An 18,354-nucleotide genomic window follows, 5' to 3' on the forward strand; every position below is an offset into this window, starting at 1 on the left:
GATCACTCCGCCGCCACCGCCGCCACGTTTTCGAGATAGCGCAGAATCGAGCCCGCCGCTTCGCGCCCGTCGCGGATCGCCCAGACGACGAGGCTTGCGCCGCGCACGATGTCGCCGACCGCATAGACGCCCGGGATCGAGGTCGCGTGGGTGCCGAATTCGGCCTTCACGGTGCCCCAGCGGGTGGTCTCCAGATCGTCGGCCTCCCAAGCGCCGGGCAGGTCTTCGGGCTCGAAGCCGAGCGCCTTAATCACCAGATCGGCCTCTTCGTCATAGATGCCGCCCTCGATCTTCTCGGGGCTCTGACGACCCGAGGCATCCGGCGCGCCCAGACGCATCTGCTGCACCGAGCAGTTGGTGACCGGGTTGCCCGAGAAGGCCGCGGGGGCGGAGAGCCAGACGAATTCCACGCCCTCTTCCTCGGCGTTCTGCACTTCGCGCTGCGAGCCCGGCATGTTGGCGCGGTCACGGCGATAGAGACATTTCACCGATTTGGCGCCCTGACGGATCGCGGTACGCACGCAGTCCATCGCGGTGTCGCCGCCGCCGATGACGATGACGCGCTTGCCTTCCGCGTTCAGCGTGCCGTCTTCGAACTCGGCCACGTCGTCGCCGAAGCTCTTGCGGTTCGAGGCGGTGAGATAGTCGATCGCGCGCACGATGCCGGCTGCATCCGCGCCTTCGTCGGTCAGTTCGCGCGTCTTGTAGACGCCCGTCGCGATCAGAACCGCGTCATGCTTGCCGCGGATCGCGTCGAAGGAAATATCGGTGCCGACATTGCAGTTCAGCACGAATTCGACGCCGCCATCTTCCAGCTGCTTCACGCGCTGCATGACGATGTCTTTCTCCAGCTTGAAGCCGGGGATGCCATAGGTCATCAGCCCGCCCGCGCGGTCATAACGGTCATAGACCGTGACCTGCACGCCAGCGCGACGCAGCGCGTCGGCGGCCGCCAGACCCCCCGGGCCCGCGCCGATGATGCCGACGCTTTCGGCGCGCTCGGTCGCCGGTTTGATCGGCTTGACCCAGCCCATGTCGAAGGCGGTGTCGGTGATGTATTTCTCGACCGCGCCGATGGTGACGGTGCCGTGGCCCGACTGTTCGATCACGCAGTTGCCTTCGCACAGACGGTCCTGCGGGCAGATGCGGCCGCAGATTTCCGGGAAGGTGTTGGTGGCCTGCGACATCTCGTAGGCTTCCTGCAGACGACCTTCGGCGGTCAGTCGGAGCCAGTCGGGGATGTTGTTATGGAGCGGGCAATGCGTGTGGCAATAGGGCACGCCGCATTGGCTGCAGCGGCTCGCCTGCTCGGCAGCCTTCTCGGCCGCGTATTCGCGATAGATTTCGTTGAAATCATGGGAGCGCACGTTCGCGTCGCGCTTCTGAGGCATCTCTTTCGCCGTCTTGACGAACTTGAGCATCGGTTGCTTGGCCATTGTGGCGCCTCCCTAGAAAACCGGTGGGTGCGCATGACTACACTGCCTGCCACAGCAATAAAAGTAAGCAAGGCTGACCTAAATGTGCATTTTTTGCGAGAGGCGCATGAGAAGGCACCTCAAATTCGCTCAAAATAGGTCAGCTTCATTTACTTTATTGCTGCTTCACTCTGATTTTCCTGAGGATGACGCGCCGCCAAAAAGCGATTCGCTCCTGATCAGCCTAGCACACCGACCGCCGCAAGGCTCAGCAGAAGCCCGCCGAAGATGATCCGGTAGATCGCGAAGATGGTGAAACGGTGCCCCTGAATATAGCCAAGGAGCCATTTCACCGCGACGAAGGCCGTGACGGTCGAAACGACGAAAGCGATGCCGAGCCCGGCCCAATCCTCGTTGCCGCCAGTGCCGTCCTTCAGCTGCTTGAGCAATTCGTAACCGCTCGCCGCGTACATGGTGGGAATACCGACGAGGAAGGCGAATTCGGTCGCCGCCGCCCGGTTCGAGGTGCCCAGAAGCATCGCCACGAAAATCGTCGTGGCCGAGCGCGAGGTGCCCGGAAAGACCCCGGCCACGATCTGCGCGATCCCGACCGCGATGGCGACGCGCCAGAAGATTTGGCTGTTATCGGCCTGCCGATCCGCGACGCGTTCCGCAAACAGCATCCAGAAGCCGCCGATCACAAGCGCCCAGGCGACGGGTTGGATCGTTGTCGGCAGCTCGAAGCCCATCTTTTTCACGATCAGGCCCAAAACGGCGGTGATCAGGAAGGCCACGGTGAGCTTCGCGAGATAGTCGCGGTTCTCCGGGTTGCGCCAGTTGAACAGAAGCTCCATCAGGCGACGCCAATAGATCAGCGTCACGGCAAGGATCGCCCCCGCCTGAATGACGATGTTGTAGGTATCCGAGCGCGTGCCAAGCCAATGTTCGGCCAGGATCAGGTGGCCAGTGCTCGAAATCGGGAGGAACTCGGTGATCCCTTCGATCACACCGAGCAGAACGTCGTTCAGATAGCTCAAGAAATACCGCCTAGGTCAGAGAGGCGCCGCAAGCGGCACCGGGGAGGAAGGAGGGGGTTATGTCTTGCGAAGGTTCTTCGCCGAAGCTTTGATATCGTCATATTGCCCACCGGGGCGGAAGCGCCACAGGTAGCCGGGCATCACCGCTTCCATTGCCATAGGCTGGATTCCGAGATCGGAGAAGCCTTTCGCGCCCTCGGACACGACATTGTCAGCTTGCAGGTTCTTCACCTGATCGCGCGTGAGAATGCGGTTCGTGAACAGACCGCCGGTGACGGCTTGGCCCAGATCGAAGACGCCGCCAAGGATGCTCGCAACCCAGCGCGGCAGCGACAGCACGAGACGACGACGGTGAATCACCGTCAGCATCTGCTTCATCAGGTCGTGGAACGTCTCCACATCCGGCCCGCCGAGTTCATAGGTGCCGGGCGAGACTTTCCCGTCCGCTGCCATCACCGCGACCTTCGCCACGTCGTCGACGAAGACCGGCTGGAATTTCGTGTGACCGCCGGTGATCGGAAGGATCGGGGTGAAGCGCGACATCGAGGCGAATTTGTTGAAGAACCCGTCCTCGTTGCCGAAAATGATCGAGGGGCGCAGGATCACGGCCTGCGGATAGGCATCCAGCACCGCCTTCTCGCCTGCAGCCTTGGTGCGGGCATATTCGCTCTCGCTGTCGGGATTGGCGCCGATGGCCGAGATCTGCACCAGTTTCGGCACATCCATCTCTGCAGCGATACGCGCCACGCGCCCTGCGCCTTCGGCTTGCACGGCGCCGAACTTGTTCTTTCCTTCATTGACGAGAATACCGACGCAGTTGATCACCGCATCCGCGCCCTGCATCGCCGCGCGCACGCTGGCGTCGTCGCGAATATTGCAGAAGACCGGCTCGACTTGCCCGACCGCACCGTAGGGTTTGACGAAGAGCGCCTCGTTCGGACGCCGGACCGCAACGCGAATCCGCCAACCGTCCTTTGCCATGCGCTGCGCGATATAGCGCCCGACGAACCCCGAACCGCCGTAGATCGTAACCAGCTTGGACATGGGCAGAGGCCTTTCCTTGCAAGAATTTCGTTCTTTGATTACCGCCTCGCCCCCGCGGGAACAAGGCCAAAGACCCGAAGAGTCGAAGCTTGCGAATTTTTCGTGTCGATCCCCGTTGACAGTCCCAGCGCCGCTATGTATCTCGCGCTCCACGACACCTGCCCAGGTGGCGGAATTGGTAGACGCGCACGGTTCAGGTCCGTGTGCCGCAAGGCGTGGAGGTTCGAGTCCTCTCCTGGGCACCATAAACCAAGCGAAAAGCTCGGAAAACTTCGGTTTTCCGAGCTTTTCTCTGTTTTTGGCCTGATTTTGCCTCAAAAACTGTCCCGCATGTGAATTTCATGAGGCGGGTTATGAATATCGTTCGTGAGGCTCGATCCTGAGGCGTAACGATAAGATTCGGGCGCACCGGTTCCGGTTCAGTGGAGCAAATGCGGAAAGGATTTGGTGGCGCGCCCAGATGCGTATTGGCTCGCCATCTCTTCAGCGCGATTACCGGCTCGCCTAAAGCCGCGCACGCAAGTCCACCGACGCCGCCTGATCCAGCCGATGAAGGCTTGGCCTTCACGGGCCAAGGCGGCCAGTCAACTGCCCGCTACCTGGGGAGCGCGGTTGACCGGTCGCTGTCTCATAGTGCGCGTCGCGCCCTTACCCCGAAGTCGCCGGTTTTTGCGCCGCCCGATGGCAGGATTTTACCCCGCCGTTGACAGTTGCTCCTCATCGTCAAGGCTGTGCGCGGGGCGCCGACCTCCTTAGCCCGGCAAGAAGGGGCCTCTTTGCGCGATCGCCTCGTTTCCATGTCCTATCGAATGAATTTGCTCAGCTAAAAACGTTTGACACAAATTTGGAACGTTCCTATAGGTATTTGGAACGTTCCTATTTGCTGAGTCTTTTTGGGGCGCGTCGACTGAAATCTTGTCTGGGGTCGGCAATTTGGATTGGGAGAAGCGAACTATGGGCACGATCGTCAGTGCATCGGAAGCAGTGGGGAAAATCGAGGATGGCGCTATCATCACGGTGTCCTCGTCTTCGGCGTTGGGCTGCCCCGATTCCGTGCTCAAGGCGATCGGCGAGCGCTTCGATCAGGAGCAACATCCGCAGAACCTGACCATGATCCATCCGATCGCCGCGGGGGACATGTACGGTGTGAAGGGCATCGACCATATCGCCAAGGATGGTCTGCTCAGCACGGTTCTGGCCGGATCCTATCCGTCGGGTTCGTCGAACCTGCCGATGCCGGAAATCTGGAAGATGGTCGTCGAGGATCGGGTTACTGCCTATAACGTGCCCTCCGGCATCCTGTTCGACATGCATCGCGAAGCGGCCGCGCGGCGTCCGGGGGTGATGACCAAGGTCGGTCTGAAAACCTTCGTCGATCCCGAGCGCGAGGGCTGTGCGATGAACGATCGCGCAGCAGGCGCGCCCATCGTTCACCGGGTGGAGTTCGATGGCGACACCTGGCTCCATTTCCCGAATATCTACCCCGATGTCTGCATCCTGCGCGCGACCACCGCCGATGAGCGCGGCAATCTGACCTATGAGCACGAGGGCGCCTATCTCGGCGGGCTCGAGCAGGCGATTGCGGTGCGCAACAATGGCGGGCTGGTGATCGCGCAGGTGGAGCGCGTCACCGCGGCGGGTTCGCTGCGTCCCCATGATGTCCGCGTGCCGGGGCACCTCGTGGATTACGTCGTCGTGGATGAGGATCAGAAGCAGACCTGCGAGACGCCCTACGATCCGGCGATTTCGGGGCAGGTAATGCGTCCGTGGTCGAGCTTCGAACTGGCCGAGCACGGGATCGAGAAGGTGATCGCACGGCGCGCGGCGATGGAGCTGCGCGGAGGCATGACGGCCAATCTCGGCTTTGGGATTTCGGCGATGGTGCCGCGTATTCTGCTCGAAGAAGGTCACCACGATGCGGTCACTTGGGCAATCGAACAAGGCGCGGTGGGCGGCATGCCCCTGACCGGCTTCGCCTTCGGCTGCGCGTCGAACGCCGATGGCTACGTGCCCTCGCCGCAGCAATTCATCTATTTCCAGGGCGCCGGGTTCGACATGTCCTTCCTGTCCTTCCTCGAAGTCGACGTCGAGGGGAACGTGAATGTCTCCAAGCTCGGCAAGAAGCCCTACCTGACCGCTGGCTGCGGCGGCTTCGTCGACATCACCGCCCATGCGCGCAAGATCGTCTTCTCGGGCTGGTTCGAGGCCGGGGCGCAGATGGAGATGGATGACACCGGCATCCGCGTCCGTGCGCCGGGCAAGTTCACCAAGATGGTGGACCGGGTCGAGCATGTCACCTTCTCCGGGGAGCGTGCCCGCGAGCAGGGGCAGGAGGTGCTCTATATCACCGAGCGCTGCGTGATGCGGCTCGATGACAAAGGGCTCATCGCGACCGAAATCATGCCGGGAATCGATCCCGAGCGCGATATCGTCGGCGCCTCCGAGGGGCGGGTGCGCGTGGCGGAGAATGCCGTCACCATGTCCACGAAGTTGCTCGCCGATGCCCCGATGGGGTGGACGCCATGAGCGATATTCACCTGATCATCGACGGCGCGGTTGCAGAGCTGCGTCTCGACAACCCGGCGAAGATGAACGCCCTCACGGTCGAGATGCTGAGTGCGCTCGAGGCGCATCTCGATCGGATCGAACGAGACGTCGAGATTCGCTGCGTGCTGGTGAGCGCCGAGGGCGACCGGGCCTTCTGCACCGGGGCGGATATCAACGGTTGGGGCGATCTGAGCCCGGCCCAGTTCGCGCGGCATTGGGTCCGCGACGGGCACCGGATCTTCGACCGGCTGGCGCGCCTCTCGAAGCCGACGATTGCGGCGCTGAACGGACACGCCTTCGGGGGCGGTCTCGAACTTGCCGCAGCCTGCGACCTTCGGGTCATGGCACCCGGCGCCAGCCTTGCCCTCCCGGAAGCTGGCGTCGGGATCGTTCCCGGTTGGTCGGGCACGCAGCGGCTGATGCGTCTGCTGCCCGAACCGATGGTGAAGGAGATGGCGCTTTTCGGTCACCGGGTGAAAGCCGAGCGGGCTTTGGCGGTCGGCTTCGTGGCCGCGATCTCCGACGATCCGCGCGCGGCAGCGCAGACCCTGATCGACCGTGCGCTCGGGTTATCGCCCCGCGCCGTCGAAATCACGAAATCGATGATCCATGTCGCGGCGGGTGAAGATCGCGGTGCCATGGCTGAGGCGCTCGGAAGTGCCGCCATTTCGGCCAGCGAAGATCGCGCCGAAGGGGTCACGGCTTTCCGCGAGAAACGCAAACCTAATTTTTCGGGACTTTGAACATGACCGAGCTGAACCTGATCTCTGCCGTCGATGCGGCGATCCCCGCAGAGCCCTTTATCTGTCGTCACCTGATCGCAGGTGAGTGGCGCGACAGTGCCTCTGGCGAGACCTACGATCGGATGTCCCCGGCGCATGGCTGCCTCGTGAGCCGCGCCGCGCTGGGCGCCGAAGCCGATGCGGAAGCTGCGATCGTTGCGGCGCGCGAGGCGTTCGACAGTGGCATCTGGAGCCGGGTCTCGGGCAAGGAGCGCGCCACGATCCTGCTGCGCGTCGCCGATCTGATCGAGGGCAATGTCGAGCGCATGGCGCTGCTGGAGACGCTCGAAAGCGGCAAGCCGATCTCGCAGTCGCGGGCCGAAGTGTCGGGCGCTGCGGACCTGTGGCGCTATGCGGCCTCGCTGGCGCGCACCATGCATGGGGACAGCCACAATACGTTGGGGCCGGACATGCTCGGCGTCGTCGTGAAAGACCCGATCGGCGTCGTCTCGATGATCACGCCCTGGAATTTCCCGTTCTGGATCCTGAGCCAGAAGCTGCCCTTCGCGCTTGCCGCCGGCTGCACCACGGTCATCAAGCCGTCCGAGCTGACGCCATCGACGACGGTGATGCTCGGGGAGCTGTTGTTCGAGGCGGGGATGCCCGCGGGCGTCGTGAATATCGTTCTGGGCTATGGAGCTTCCGTGGGCAGCGTGATGACGACGCATGAGGCCGTGGACATGGTGACCTTCACCGGATCGACCATGGTCGGCAAGGCGATCTCGGCGGCCGCGTCGAGCACGTTGAAGAAGGTCGCGCTGGAGCTTGGCGGGAAGAACCCGCAAGTCGTGTTCCCCGATGCCGATATCGAGAGCGCAGCCGATGCGATCACCTTCGGCGTCTATTTCAACACCGGGCAATGCTGCAACTCGAGCAGCCGGATCATCGTCCATGAAGATATCGTGGATGAGGTGGTCGAGCGCGTGGTGGACCTGTCGAAGCGCGTGGCTTTCGGCGACCCGCTCGATCCGCGCACGCAGGTCGGGGCGATCATCTCCGTCCAGCATCAGGGCAAGATCGACGACTATGTTCGCGCGGCCGTCACTGAAGGCGCCGAGATCGCGCTGGGTGGCGGGCCGATGACCGTGCCGGGCCTCGAGGGGCAATTCTATCAACCCACCGTCGTGCGCGGCGTCTCGCCCGAGATGGCGATCGCCCGCGAGGAGGTCTTCGGACCGGTGCTCTCGGTTCTGACCTTCCGCACGATGGACGAAGCGGTAGCGCTAACGAATGATGCAAGCTACGGTTTGTCTGCGGGCGTTTGGAGCGAGAACGTCCACACCTGCCTCGAGTTCTCGACGCGGGCGCAGGCTGGGACCGTCTGGACGAATACCTGGATGGACGGTTTCCCGGAATTGAGCTTCGGTGGGGTCAAGCAGTCCGGTCAAGGGAGAGAGATCGGACGCTACGGCCTCGAGGAGTTCTTCGAGATCAAGACGCTCGTGATGCGCATCGGTCGCACGCGTGAGCCTTGGGTGAGACCCGAATGACCTGACCGGTCGCACGGGAGGGAGTGTGACGACAACGCAAGAGGGAGGAAAATCATGCGTAGTTACATCGGACGGACACTGAAAATGGCGAGCGTTCTGGCGCTCGTGGCAGGGTCGGCACAGGCGGAGGATGTGGAGGTCCTTCACTGGTGGACTTCGGGCGGCGAAGCAGCCGCGCTCAACGTCCTCAAGGACGATCTGCAGAAAGAAGGCATCGGCTGGAAGGACATGCCCGTCGCAGGTGGCGGTGGCCAAAGCGCGATGACCGTGCTGCGTGCGCGTGTCACCTCGGGTGATCCGCCGACCGCGGTTCAGATGCTCGGTTTCGACATCTCGGACTGGGCGCAGCAAGGCGCGCTGGCCGATCTCGACAAGGTCGCGGCCGATGGCAACTGGGATGCCGTGGTGCCTGCGGCGCTGCAGAAGTTCTCGAAATATGACGGCCACTGGGTCGCGGTTCCGGTGAACGTGCACTCGACCAACTGGGTCTGGTCGAACAAGAAGATGCTCGCCGATCTCGGCATCGAAGAGCCGAAGACCTGGGACGAGTTCATCGCTGCGATGCAGAAGGTGAAGGATTCCGGGAAGATCGCGCTCGCCGCGGGCGGCCAGCCCTGGCAGGAAGCCACGATGTTCGATGGCGTCGTGCTGTCGGTCGGTGGCCCCGAGTTCTACAAGAAGGCCTTCGTCGATCTCGATCCCGAGGCGCTCGGCGGTCCGCAGATGGTCGAATCCTTCAAGCGCATGGAGCAGCTTCACAGCTTCGTCGACCCGAACTTCTCGGGCCGCGACTGGAACCTCGCGACCGCGATGGTCATCAATGGCGAAGCCGCCTTCCAGATGATGGGCGACTGGGCCAAGGGTGAATTCCTTCGGGCCGGCAAAGAAGCCGAGGTCGATTTCGGCTGCTTCCGCACCCCGGGGACCGCAGGCGATGTGACCTTCAACTCCGACCAGTTCGCGATGTTCAAGGTGGGCGAGGATGCGCAGGCCGCGCAGGACGCGATGGCGAAAGCCGTGATGTCGCCGTCGTTCCAGATCGCCTTCAACACGGTGAAAGGCTCTGTTCCCTCGCGTACGGACGTGTCGGACGAAGAGTTCGACGCTTGCGGCAAGAAGGCGATGGCTCAGCTGAAATCGGCGAGCGAGAACGGCACGCTGCTGGGTTCGATGGCGCATGGCCATGCTGACCCGGCTTCGGTGAAGAACGCGATCTATGACGTGGTGACGGCGAATTTCAACGGCGAATATGACGCCGAGACCGCCGCCAAGGAACTCGTCAAGGCCGTGTCGCTGGCTCAGTAACAGGCCCTCGGGCCGGTCGATCTGACCGGCCCGAACCTCACCCATCCGTCTCATTTCCCCAAAGGAGAGAGCAATGGCCCGTCCGGTCCAGTCAGACTTGCGTACCCGGCTTCAGGAATGGATTCCCAAGATCGTCCTCGCGCCCTCTGTCGCGTCCATGTTGATCTTCGTCTACGGCTTCATCGTGTTCACCGGGTACCTGTCGTTCACAAACAGCCGGATCCTGCCGAGCTTCGACCTTGTCGGCTGGCACAATTACTGGCGGCTTTTCCAATTGCCGACCTGGACGATCGCGGTCCAGAACCTTGCGATCTTCGCCTCGCTCTACATCGCGATCTGTATCGCGATCGGCCTCACCCTCGCGATCTTTCTGGATCAGAAAATCCGCGGCGAGGGGATGTTGCGCCCGATCTTCCTCTACCCGATGGCGCTGTCGTTCATTGTGACGGGCACGGCGTGGAAATGGCTTCTCGATCCGGGCATCGGCATCGAACATACCCTGCATCTCTGGGGATGGGAGAGCTTCCATTTCGGCTGGATCAAAAGCTCGTCCATGGCGATCTACACGGTGGTGATCGCCGCGGTCTGGCAAAGCTCGGGCTTCGTCATGGCGATGTTCCTCGCCGGACTGCGCGGCATCGACAACGAGATCCTGAAAGCGGCACAGATGGATGGCGCCTCGAACTGGAACCTCTATCGCCGCATCATCATTCCGCAGCTTCGGCCCGCCTTCCTGTCGGCCTTCGTCATCCTCGCGCACCTCGCGGTCAAATCCTATGACCTCGTCATCGCGCTGACCGGTGGCGGCCCGGGCCGGGCAACCGAACTGCCCGCGACCTTCATGTATTCCTACACTTTCACCCGCAACGAGATGGGCGTGGGCGCAGCGTCGGCGGTTATCATGCTGATGACCATCGCCGCGATCATGATCCCCTATCTCTATGCTGAACTGAAGGAGCCGAAGTAATGTCCGGCGCCGTCGATACCGGGGTCGCGATCCGCACAAATCGCGTGACCCGCACCTTCATCTATCTCTTCCTGCTGCTGTTCGCGCTGTTCTACCTGCTGCCGCTCGCGGTGATGTTGATCAACTCGGTCAAACCTCTGAGCGAGATCACCGGCGGCAACATGATGGCGCTGCCCAATGTCTGGACCTTCGAGCCCTGGCGCGAAGCCTGGTCCTCGGCCCAGATCGGCGTTCAACCGACCGGCCTGCGCCCCTACTTCATCAACTCGATCCTGATCGTGGTTCCGGCGGTGGCGATCTCGACCATCATGGGCGCGCTCAACGGGTACGTGCTGACCAAGTGGCGGTTCCGCGGCGACACGATCCTCTTCGGGATGCTGCTGTTTTCGTGCTTCATTCCGTTCCAGATCGTGCTGATCCCGATGGCGCGGGTGCTGGGCATGATCGGGCTCGCAGGCTCGGTGCCGGGGCTGATCCTCGTTCACGTCGTCTACGGGCTCGGTTTCACGACGCTTTATTTCCGCAACTACTACTCGGCCTTCCCGACCGAGCTGGTGCGCGCGGCGCAGATCGACGGGGCCGGGTTCTTCCGGATCTTCTACCGCATCCTGCTGCCGCTGTCGGGGCCGATCATCGTGGTCACGATCATCTGGCAGTTCACCAATATCTGGAACGACTTCCTGTTCGGGTCGTCCTTCGCCGGGCAGGCCAGCCAGCCGATGACCGTCGCCTTGAACAACCTCGTTCAAAGCTCGACCGGCGTGAAGGCCTACAACGTTCACTTCGCGGGTGCGATCCTTGCGGCGCTGCCCACTCTCATCGTCTACATCGTCTCGGGGCGCTTCTTCGTGCGCGGCCTGATGGCGGGCTCAGTCAAGGGGTAATGCCAATGGGTCTCCTCGATATTTCAAACGTCACCAAGTCCTACGGCGCGGTCGAAGTGCTGCACAGCGTCGACATCTCGGTCGATGAAGGTGAATTCCTCGTGCTGGTCGGCCCGTCCGGCTGCGGCAAATCCACGCTTCTGAGCATGATCGCGGGGCTGGAAGGGATCACCTCCGGCGAGATTTCGATCAAGGGGCGCACGATGAACGGTGTGCACCCGTCGAAGCGCAACATCGCGATGGTCTTTCAGTCCTACGCGCTCTACCCGAACATGACCGTCGGCCAGAACATCACCTTCGGCCTCGAGATGCATGGCACGCCCAAACCTGAACGCGAGGACGCGATGAACCGGGTGGCGGAGATGCTGCAGATCGACAATCTGCTCGACCGCAAACCGGGGCAGCTTTCGGGCGGTCAGCGTCAGCGCGTCGCGATGGGCCGTGCGCTGGTGCGTGACCCGGATGTGTTCCTGTTCGATGAGCCGCTGTCGAACCTCGACGCGAAACTGCGCGTCGACATGCGCACCGAGATCAAGAAACTGCACCAGAGCCTCGGCACGACGATCGTCTACGTCACCCATGACCAGATCGAGGCGATGACGCTCTCGACCCGGATCGCGGTGATGAACAAGGGCTATGTGCAGCAGCTCGGCACGCCGAAGGAAATCTACGACACGCCCTCGAATGTCTTCGTGGCGACCTTCATGGGCAGCCCCGCGATGAACGTGGTGCCTGCTCGGATCGTGGTGAAGGACGGTGCGCCCCATGCCGCCGTGACGGGCCATGACGGGGTGGAGCAACTGCTCAGCTTCCCGCAACCCAATCTCGCCGCGTGGGACGGGCGCGAAATTCTTCTCGGGATCCGGCCGGAGACGATCACCGATCCGGAGGGGGCCGATCGCAACGCCGACCATATCGCCTCGCTGCGCAACCATATCGGCGTCACCGAGCCTGCCGGGTCGGACACGTTCGTGACGATGACGCTGGGCGGGCGCGACGCCATCGCCCGGATGCGGGCCGATGTGACCGTGCGGGCGGGCGAGGCCTTCGATTTCGCCGTCAACATGGACAAGGCGGTGGCCTTCGATCCCAAGACGGAGGAGCGCATCCAGCCATGAGCGATGCCGACGTCATCATCATCGGCTCGGGCATGGGCGGTTCCACCACGGCGGCGGCACTGGCCCGGACGGGGCGGCGCGTGCTGGTGCTCGAGCGTGGCGAACGCCTGCCCGACACGCCGGACGCGCGCGACCCGGACGCGATCTTCGCGCGCGGTCATTACCGGCCCGAGGAAACCTGGCTCGATGGCGATGACGTGCCGTTCAGCCCCGGCAACTACTACAATGTCGGCGGCAATTCGAAATTCTACGGCGCCGTTCTGATGCGCTACCGCAAGGCGGATTTCTCGCCCGTCGCGCATCAGGGCGGAACCACGCCGGGCTGGCCGATCGCCTATGACGAGATCGAGCCGTTCTACCAGAAGGCCGAGGCGCTGTACCAAGTGCGCGGTCAGCTTGGAGAGGATCCGACGGAGCCGCGCCATTCCGGTCTCTACGCCCATGCGCCGGTCCCGGACGAACCCGATATCAAGGCGCTGCGGCGGCGGCTGAAATCGGTCGGGCTGCACCCGTCGTCGCTGCCGCTCGGGGTCGATATCGACCGTTGGCTCGCGCATGGGCAGACGCCTTGGGATGCGTTCCCCGATACCTGCGGCGGCAAGATGGATGCCGAAAGCGTCGGTCTGGCGACGGCGCTGAAATCCCCGAATGTGGAGCTGATGACGGGCGCGCGGGCGCGGCGTCTGATCGTCGATGCCGAGAACCGCATCAGCGGGGTCGAGATCGAGAAAGACGGGCAGACGCAGACACTCACGGCGTCGGTCGTGGTGCTCTCCGCCGGGGCGGTGCAAAGCGCGGCGCTCCTGCTGGCCTCTGCGAATGAGCGCCATCCGACCGGGCTGGCGAACGGTTCCGATCAGGTCGGGCGCAATTTCATGAACCACAACTGCTCGGCCGTTCTGGCGCTGCACCCGCTGCGCCGGAACCGGGCGATCTACCAGAAAACGTTGGCGATCAACGATTTCTACCTGTCGGGCGGGGCGAACGGCGCGCCGCTGGGCAATATCCAGCTGCTCGGCAAAATCTCCGGTCCGATCCTCGCCTCGGCTTCGCCGCTGCCGCGACCGGTGGCAAGCTGGATCGCCAACCGTTCGGTCGATCTCTACGCGATGTCCGAAGACCTGCCCAATCCCGAGAGTCGCGTGACGCTGAAGGACGGCACGATCCGGCTCGACTGGAAGCGCTCCAACTGGGAGGCCCATCTCGAACTCGTCGCCATGCTGCGCAGAAAGCTGCGCGCTGCGGGCTACCCGATCGTGCTTGCGCGGCCGTTCGACCGGCAGACCCCGTCGCATCAGTGCGGGACGGCGCGGATGGGTAACGATCCGGCGTCGAGCGTCGTCGACACGTTCTGCCGCAGCCACGATCACCCGAACCTGTTCATCGCCGATGCGTCCGTCCTGCCGACCTCGGCTGCCGTGAACCCCGCCCTTACCGTCGCGGCGCTCGCCCTGCGCGCGGCCGAGCATATCGAACAGACAGAGCTTGCCGCCTGAGCCACCCGGGCTGCGGCGAGAGACTTGGCCAAGGAGGCCAGCATGAAGACGACTTACGATTTCATCATTATCGGCGGCGGTTCGGCAGGCTCGGTGCTGGCCGGGCGTCTCTCCGAGGACCCGTCGGCTGACGTGCTGCTGCTCGAGGCGGGCGGCAGCGATCGCCACCCGTTCTATCATCTGCCCGCGGGCTTCGCGAAGATGACCAAGGGCATCGGCAGCTGGGGTTGGGACACGGTTCCGCAGCGCCACATGCAGAACAAGGTCTTTCGCTACACGCAGGCCAAGGTGATCGGCGGCGGCTCCGCGATCAACGCGCAGGTCTATACGCGTGGCAATGCGCACGATTACGACGAATGGCGTCAGATGGGATGCACCGGCTGGGGCTATGAGGACGTGCTGCCCTATTTCCGCAAGGCCGAGGATAATGCGAGCCTCGAGAACCGGTATCACGGGAAGGGCGGCCCGCTCGGCGTGAGCGATCCGCGCGCGCCCGTGCCGGTCTGCGAGGCCTATTTCGAAGCGGCCGCCGAGCTTGGCATTCCGCGCAATTACGACGTGAACGGCGAGAAGCAGGACGGGGTCGCCTATTACCAGCTGACTCAGCGAAATGTGCGCCGCTCCTCCGCTGCGATGGCCTATGTCGCGCCCAATCGTCACCGCGAGAACCTCACGGTGAAGCTGGGTGCTCAGGTGCGCCGGATCGTGGTCGAGAATGGCCGCGCGACCGGGGTCGAGCTTGTCGATGGCACGCAGCTTCGGGCGGAAAGCGAAGTGCTGCTGTGTTCGGGGGCGATCGGCTCGCCGCGGCTCTTGCAGCTGTCGGGGATCGGGCCGGCGGATGAGCTGGCCTCGCTCGGGATCGATGTCGTCTTCGACCAGCCGGAGGTGGGGTCCAATCTGCAGGACCACCTCGACCTTTATTGCATCAGCGAACTGTCGGGGCCCTATAGCTACGACCGCTATGCGAAGCCGCATTGGGCGGCGCTGGCGGGGCTGCAATATCTGTTCGGACGCAAGGGGCCGGTGGCGTCGTCTTTGTTCGAAACCGGTGGCTTCTGGTATGCCGATCCCGAGGCGCGGTCCCCGGATCTGCAGTTCCATCTCGGGCTCGGGACCGGTATCGAACACGGCGTCGTCTCGATGCCGCAGGGCGGTATCACGCTCAATTCCTGTTACCTGCGCCCGCGCTCGCGCGGCAGCGTCCGCCTGCAAAGTGACGATCCGGCGAAGGCGCCGCTGATCGATCCGAACTACCTGCAGGATCCGCTTGATCGCGAAATGTCGATCCGGGGGCTGAAGCTGACGCAGGAAATCCTGTCGCAATCCCCCTTGCGCAAATATATCCTCGCCGAGCGCCTTCCGGGGCCCGATGTCCGAACCGATGAGGATTACTTCGATTTCATCTGCACCCATTCGAAAACGTCGCATCACTGCGCGGGGACATGTCGCATGGGCGCCGATCCGGGGGCTGTCGTAGACCCGACATTGCGGTTCAACGGGATCGAGGGGCTGCGCGTCGTCGATAACTCGATCATGCCGCGCGTGATCTCGTCCAACACCAACGCAGCGGCGATCATGATCGGCGAGAAAGCCGCCGATATGATCCGCGCGTCACATGGAGGCTGACATGACAGTGCGCCACATCGTTCTCGTCAAATTCAAACCCGAGCTGAGCGAGGAAGAGATCGCGCCGCTCTGGCAGGAGCTGCACGCGATCGAGGGCAAGGTGGACGGGCTTGGCGCGATCTGCGCGGGCCGCTCCGAGAGCCCCGAGAAGATCGAGCGCGGTTACATGCACGGCTTCACGGTCGATTTCCGCGACTGGGAGGCGCTCGCCGCCTATCAGGAACATCCCGATCACCGGGCGCTCGGCGCAAAGCTCGTGGCCAACGCGCAAGGCGGGATCGACGGCATCCTCGTCTTCGACCTCGAGATCGCGGCTCAGCCGCAGAGGGCGTGACATGGCGCCGAGCGACCGCAGACCGACGATCATCGACGTGGCCCGCAAGGCCGGGGTCTCGAAATCGACCGTCAGCCTTGTGATCCAGAACAGTCCCTTGGTGAAGCAGAAAACGCGCGAACAAGTGCAGGCTGCGATGACCGAGATCGGCTACGTTTATAACCGGGCGGCCGCCAATCTGCGCAGCGCCGGGGCCGGGCTCGTCGGTCTTGTGATCAACGACCTGCGCAACCCGTTCTTCACCGAATTCGCGACATCCGTTCAAATGGCGCTGTCGAGCCGTGGCTATGCGGCGGTCGTGGCCAATACCGACGAAGACCCGCAGCTGCAGGCGCAGGTGGTCGAGGCGATGATCGAGCACGGCGTCTCCGCGATGATCCTGTCGCCCGCCTATGGCGACGAGGCGCTGAGCTTCGAGGCGCTTCAGCGGGCGGGCATTCCGGCGATGCAGGTGCTGCGCAAAGTCGAGATGCGGACCGAGCTTTTTCCCTTCGCCGCGCCGGACTATCCGAACGGGACGCGCATCGCGACCGAGCATCTCCTCGAACAAGGCGCGAAGCGGATCGCGTTCGTGGGTGGACTGGAGGGCCGGGCCGTCACGCAGGAACGTATGGCGGGCTATCTGAGTGCGATCGAGATGGCCGGGCTCGAGCCCCATGTTCTGACCGGCAGCGCGAGCCGCGCCTTCGGCAGGGAGGCGGCGCACGCGTTGGCAAAGGATCATCCGGAGGTCGATGCCGCGGTCTGCTTCAACGATCAGGTCGCGCTTGGGATGATTTCCGGCTGCGCCGAGATCGGGCGCAATGTCGGCCGCGACCTGCGCATCGTGGGCTTCGATGACATCGAGGAGGCGGCTCATTCCTGGCCGCCGCTCAGCTCGGTGCGCTGCGACATTGACGGCTTCGGGAAGCTTGTCGCCGAAACGATCCTGGCCTGGCTCGAGAACGACAAGGTGCCGGCGCCGGAAATCCGCACGCCGGTCTCGCTGGCCATACGTGGATCGAGTGGCGAGACACCCGCGGGCTGAGACGACAGGGAGACGGGAGGCCCGCCCGTTCGGACGAAACAGAGACGAGACCGCGCGGAGAGACACCGGCGCGAACAGGAGAGGAGTGTTTAAATGACAGAGATCCGCGTTGCCGTGCTCGGCGCTTCGGGGTGGATGGGCAAAGTCCATACGATGGCCTACCAGACCTTTCCGCATTTCTTCGGGACCGAGGGAGGTACGGCGCGCGTCGTTACCCTCGTCGATCGCAATCCCGCGCGGGCGCAGGAACTTGCCGCCCGGGTGCCCGGTTCGCGGATCGTTCAGGACTGGCGCGAGGTGATCGCCGATCCCGAGGTCGATCTCGTGGATATCTGCCTGCCCGACAACTTGCATTACGAGGTCGCGAAAGCCGCGCTCGAAGCGGGCAAGCATGTCTTCTGCGAAAAGCCCCTCGCCGAGTCCGCCGAGGAGGCGCGCGAGCTTGCCGATATCGCGAAGGCGCGCGGCCTCATCACCCGCGTCGGCCACGGCTTCCCGCGCAACCCCGTCCATGATCTCGCGAAGGAGATCATCGATGCGGGCGAGATCGGCGAGATCACGATGTTCAAAGGGTGCCAGCATGTCGACATGTATGGCGACCCGATGGTGCCCTACATGTGGCGCGCCGATGGGTCGCTCGCGCCGACCGGGATCGTCGGGGATACCGGCAGCCATGTCTTCAGCTTCATGGAATTCCTCGTCGGTCGCGTCTCGTCTCTGATCGCCAACAACATCATCGTCACACCGCGCCGCCCCAAGATCGAAGGGCTGGGGCTTGGCGAGACGGCAGAGCTGACCGGCAGCGAGGAATGGGCCGATATCACCAATCCCGACGCGACCCAGCTTCTGTGCACGTTCGAGAACGGTGCGAACGGGATCGTGGATTTCAGCCGTGTCGCGACCGGGCGCAAATTCATGCAGACCTACGAGATCTACGGCACGAAAGGCAGCCTCGCCTATACGTTCGACGAGGTGAACCGGCTGCGCTTCTACACCAATGCCGATCCGATCGGGCGCCGCGGCTACCGCGAGATCGATGTCGGGCCCGAGCATCCGACCTATGCGGCCTTCCTGCCGCTGCCGAATTTCGCGCTCGGCTATAACGAGACCAAGATCATCGAAGCGGCGGAGGTCATCCGCTCCATCGTCTCCGGCAAGGCGATGTGGCCGACCTTCGAGACAGGCCATCACATCACCCAGATCGTCGACGCCTGCATGAGCTCGTCCCGGCAACGCGCCTGGGTCGATATTCCGCAAAGCTGACCGGACCGCAAACGGA

At 63.4% G+C, this 18,354-nt stretch carries 15 protein-coding genes and 1 tRNA gene; 13 read left to right on the forward strand and 3 right to left on the reverse strand.

Annotated features, from left to right (window positions below; all coding sequences use genetic code 11):
- Positions 1–2: 2 nt before the first annotated feature.
- The 3 genes from ACZ7GB_RS10560 to ACZ7GB_RS10570 all read right to left on the reverse strand — a co-directional run bounded on the left by ACZ7GB_RS10560 (position 3) and on the right by ACZ7GB_RS10570 (position 3,496).
- A complete protein-coding gene (locus ACZ7GB_RS10560; RefSeq protein ID WP_078541530.1) occupies positions 3–1,436 on the reverse strand; it encodes an NAD(P)-dependent oxidoreductase in 1,434 nt (477 codons plus the stop codon).
- Positions 1,437–1,654: 218 nt separating this feature from the next.
- On the reverse strand, positions 1,655–2,452 hold the full coding sequence (locus ACZ7GB_RS10565; RefSeq protein ID WP_078523332.1) for an undecaprenyl-diphosphate phosphatase: 798 nt from the start codon (positions 2,450–2,452) through the stop codon (positions 1,655–1,657).
- A 57-nt stretch (positions 2,453–2,509) separates the two neighbouring features.
- Complete coding sequence (locus ACZ7GB_RS10570) at positions 2,510–3,496, reverse strand: complex I NDUFA9 subunit family protein (RefSeq protein ID WP_078570642.1); 987 nt, start codon at positions 3,494–3,496, stop codon at positions 2,510–2,512.
- 160 nt (positions 3,497–3,656) lie between these two features.
- Here ACZ7GB_RS10570 and ACZ7GB_RS10575 point away from each other — a divergent pair.
- From ACZ7GB_RS10575 to ACZ7GB_RS10635, 13 genes are all read left to right on the forward strand, one after another.
- Positions 3,657–3,741, forward strand: a tRNA-Leu gene (locus ACZ7GB_RS10575).
- A 709-nt stretch (positions 3,742–4,450) separates the two neighbouring features.
- Positions 4,451–6,022, forward strand: coding sequence for an acyl CoA:acetate/3-ketoacid CoA transferase (locus ACZ7GB_RS10580; protein WP_472158623.1), 1,572 nt, complete (start codon positions 4,451–4,453; stop codon positions 6,020–6,022).
- A complete protein-coding gene (locus tag ACZ7GB_RS10585; RefSeq protein ID WP_472158624.1) occupies positions 6,019–6,786 on the forward strand; it encodes an enoyl-CoA hydratase/isomerase family protein in 768 nt (255 codons plus the stop codon). The genes ACZ7GB_RS10580 and ACZ7GB_RS10585 overlap by 4 nt, the downstream gene beginning before the upstream one ends.
- Before the next feature lie 2 nt (positions 6,787–6,788).
- A complete protein-coding gene (locus tag ACZ7GB_RS10590) occupies positions 6,789–8,315 on the forward strand; it encodes an aldehyde dehydrogenase family protein (RefSeq protein WP_472158626.1) in 1,527 nt (508 codons plus the stop codon).
- A gap of 54 nt (positions 8,316–8,369) precedes the next feature.
- Positions 8,370–9,620 carry an ABC transporter substrate-binding protein gene (locus tag ACZ7GB_RS10595; protein WP_108722337.1) on the forward strand — a complete coding sequence of 417 codons (1,251 nt, stop codon included), beginning with the start codon at positions 8,370–8,372 and terminating at the stop codon, positions 9,618–9,620.
- A gap of 73 nt (positions 9,621–9,693) precedes the next feature.
- Positions 9,694–10,587: a carbohydrate ABC transporter permease gene (locus tag ACZ7GB_RS10600; protein ID WP_078522163.1), complete on the forward strand. Its 894-nt coding sequence runs from the start codon at positions 9,694–9,696 to the stop codon at positions 10,585–10,587.
- Entirely contained in the window at positions 10,587–11,471 is an 885-nt protein-coding gene (locus tag ACZ7GB_RS10605; protein ID WP_078522164.1) for a carbohydrate ABC transporter permease, read from the forward strand. The genes ACZ7GB_RS10600 and ACZ7GB_RS10605 overlap by 1 nt, the downstream gene beginning before the upstream one ends.
- Before the next feature lie 5 nt (positions 11,472–11,476).
- A complete protein-coding gene (locus ACZ7GB_RS10610) occupies positions 11,477–12,589 on the forward strand; it encodes an ABC transporter ATP-binding protein (protein ID WP_472158628.1) in 1,113 nt (370 codons plus the stop codon).
- A complete protein-coding gene (locus ACZ7GB_RS10615) occupies positions 12,586–14,085 on the forward strand; it encodes a GMC family oxidoreductase (RefSeq protein ID WP_472158629.1) in 1,500 nt (499 codons plus the stop codon). Before ACZ7GB_RS10610 ends, ACZ7GB_RS10615 begins: the two co-directional genes overlap by 4 nt.
- Before the next feature lie 42 nt (positions 14,086–14,127).
- Positions 14,128–15,714: a GMC family oxidoreductase gene (locus tag ACZ7GB_RS10620; RefSeq protein WP_472158631.1), complete on the forward strand. Its 1,587-nt coding sequence runs from the start codon at positions 14,128–14,130 to the stop codon at positions 15,712–15,714.
- Between the two features lies 1 nt (position 15,715).
- Entirely contained in the window at positions 15,716–16,048 is a 333-nt protein-coding gene (locus ACZ7GB_RS10625; RefSeq protein ID WP_472158632.1) for a Dabb family protein, read from the forward strand.
- Position 16,049: 1 nt separating this feature from the next.
- Positions 16,050–17,075 (forward strand): LacI family DNA-binding transcriptional regulator, encoded by a 1,026-nt coding sequence (locus ACZ7GB_RS10630; protein WP_152844592.1) that lies wholly within the window; start codon positions 16,050–16,052, stop codon positions 17,073–17,075.
- Positions 17,076–17,168: 93 nt separating this feature from the next.
- Complete coding sequence (locus tag ACZ7GB_RS10635; protein WP_472158634.1) at positions 17,169–18,338, forward strand: Gfo/Idh/MocA family protein; 1,170 nt, start codon at positions 17,169–17,171, stop codon at positions 18,336–18,338.
- The last annotated feature ends 16 nt before the right edge of the window (positions 18,339–18,354 follow it).

It is taken from the genome of Thioclava sp. PTB-PU3-1 (assembly GCF_055666785.1).

Coding starts and splice junctions, on each gene's coding strand:
- ACZ7GB_RS10560 (WP_078541530.1), bottom strand. CDS start 1,436: ATGGCCAAGCAACCGATGCTCAAGTTCGTCAAGACGGCGAAAGAGATG.
- ACZ7GB_RS10570 (WP_078570642.1), bottom strand. CDS start 3,496: ATGTCCAAGCTGGTTACGATCTACGGCGGTTCGGGGTTCGTCGGGCGC.
- ACZ7GB_RS10580 (WP_472158623.1), top strand. CDS start 4,451: ATGGGCACGATCGTCAGTGCATCGGAAGCAGTGGGGAAAATCGAGGAT.
- ACZ7GB_RS10585 (WP_472158624.1), top strand. CDS start 6,019: ATGAGCGATATTCACCTGATCATCGACGGCGCGGTTGCAGAGCTGCGT.
- ACZ7GB_RS10590 (WP_472158626.1), top strand. CDS start 6,789: ATGACCGAGCTGAACCTGATCTCTGCCGTCGATGCGGCGATCCCCGCA.
- ACZ7GB_RS10595 (WP_108722337.1), top strand. CDS start 8,370: ATGCGTAGTTACATCGGACGGACACTGAAAATGGCGAGCGTTCTGGCG.
- ACZ7GB_RS10600 (WP_078522163.1), top strand. CDS start 9,694: ATGGCCCGTCCGGTCCAGTCAGACTTGCGTACCCGGCTTCAGGAATGG.
- ACZ7GB_RS10605 (WP_078522164.1), top strand. CDS start 10,587: ATGTCCGGCGCCGTCGATACCGGGGTCGCGATCCGCACAAATCGCGTG.
- ACZ7GB_RS10610 (WP_472158628.1), top strand. CDS start 11,477: ATGGGTCTCCTCGATATTTCAAACGTCACCAAGTCCTACGGCGCGGTC.
- ACZ7GB_RS10615 (WP_472158629.1), top strand. CDS start 12,586: ATGAGCGATGCCGACGTCATCATCATCGGCTCGGGCATGGGCGGTTCC.
- ACZ7GB_RS10620 (WP_472158631.1), top strand. CDS start 14,128: ATGAAGACGACTTACGATTTCATCATTATCGGCGGCGGTTCGGCAGGC.
- ACZ7GB_RS10625 (WP_472158632.1), top strand. CDS start 15,716: ATGACAGTGCGCCACATCGTTCTCGTCAAATTCAAACCCGAGCTGAGC.
- ACZ7GB_RS10630 (WP_152844592.1), top strand. CDS start 16,050: ATGGCGCCGAGCGACCGCAGACCGACGATCATCGACGTGGCCCGCAAG.
- ACZ7GB_RS10635 (WP_472158634.1), top strand. CDS start 17,169: ATGACAGAGATCCGCGTTGCCGTGCTCGGCGCTTCGGGGTGGATGGGC.